Origin of the sequence: Nesterenkonia sp. E16_10 (assembly GCF_017347085.1) — a bacterium.
In the GTDB taxonomy this organism is placed as follows: Bacteria; Actinomycetota; Actinomycetes; order Actinomycetales; family Micrococcaceae; genus Nesterenkonia.
On the sequence record NZ_JADPSA010000026.1, the window covers coordinates 1 to 1,292 of the forward strand.

Annotated in this window: 1 protein-coding gene; it reads right to left on the reverse strand. The window is 57.7% G+C overall.

The genetic code is table 11. The annotated features are described in order from the left end of the window. Positions 1 to 235: 235 nt before the first annotated feature. Complete coding sequence (locus I2487_RS08585) at positions 236 to 820, reverse strand: recombinase family protein (protein ID WP_207172898.1); 585 nt, start codon at positions 818 to 820, stop codon at positions 236 to 238. Positions 821 to 1,292 lie beyond the last annotated feature (472 nt).

Genomic DNA, 1,292 nt, shown 5'->3' on the forward strand with positions numbered 1-1,292 from the left:
GATCTGTTCCGGGGTATGGCGTCTTCTCTTGCTTGTCATGGTCACACCAGTTTTCCTGCCCGGAGCGTCGGGCGCTAGTGCGACTCTCATAACTCGTGGACCGAAATTAGGGGGTCATGCCACCCTGAGAGTTAGGGGAACAGCTGAATCGACGGTGCTTGAAGAATACTTGCGGTGCCTCGGTAACGGTGGGAGATCCCGGTTCGAAAGGGCACCAACCTGGTGGATTTCTCTTTTACGTACCCGAGTTCGGTTTTTGCTGGTGCCGATAGAAAGTTGCTCTACTCCACCCCACCAGTTTTGCCGCCTCAGTCGCCGTGCGACCTCGCATCCGTGCCTCCTGAACCACCTGGAGCTTTTCCGCGACCACCGCAGGGTCCGATGGTGGCCGGCCGAAGCGGGTGCCGGTTTGCTTTGCCGCCGCGATGCCAGCGTTGACCCGTTCGGTAATGAGTTCGCGTTCGTACTCGGCCAACGTGGCGAGCATGTTCAGCATCAACCGACCCGTCGAGGTCACAGGATCAATCCCATCGCTGATGGATTTCACCGCAACCCCCCTATCCCGGAGAAGATTCACCGTGTTCAGCACGTCGATCAACGACCGGCCTAGCCGGTCGACTCGCCAGACGACTACGGTGTCCCCGGACTCGGCATACTCCAGCAGCTTCTTCATACCTGGACGAGACACCGCGGTTTTGGATCCAGAGGTGACATCGAAGAACACATCCCGACGCTGCACCCCCTCCCCCAGCAACGCATCAACCTGCAACTGCGAATCCTGACTCGCCGTACTGACACGCGTGTACCCCAAAAGCCTCATGAGACAAGAATGCCTCACAAATGTGGGTGGAGGACCCTTGTGAGACTAATTGCGTCGAGACGCCTTAACGAGACACTCAAAACCCCGATATCACGCGGAGTCGAAGGTGCACAGCAGAGTGCCTGCTGAGTGTCTTATAAAACTACGCTTACGAGACGCCTCTAAGCGTCTCACAGCGGATGAATCCTGCGCCCCCAACCCCATTCGGATAGGACAACCTTGCTGCGGGGCCGCTCAATTGGTGGCCTGGGAACTCTTCGGTGACTGTATTTACGCGGGTTCAGTTGTCATTGTTCCCGTTGCCATTACCGACGTCACTTGCTCCTTGGTTGTCTTCGGTCTGCTCCTCGGCCGAGGTGTCGTCTTCAGAGTTGCTGGGTTGCCCCCGGAAGTAGGTCCACGCGTTATGCGGGCCGCGGTTTCTTCAATGGGTACAGATTTCAGCATACTCAGCCGGGCTGCGGTACCCGAG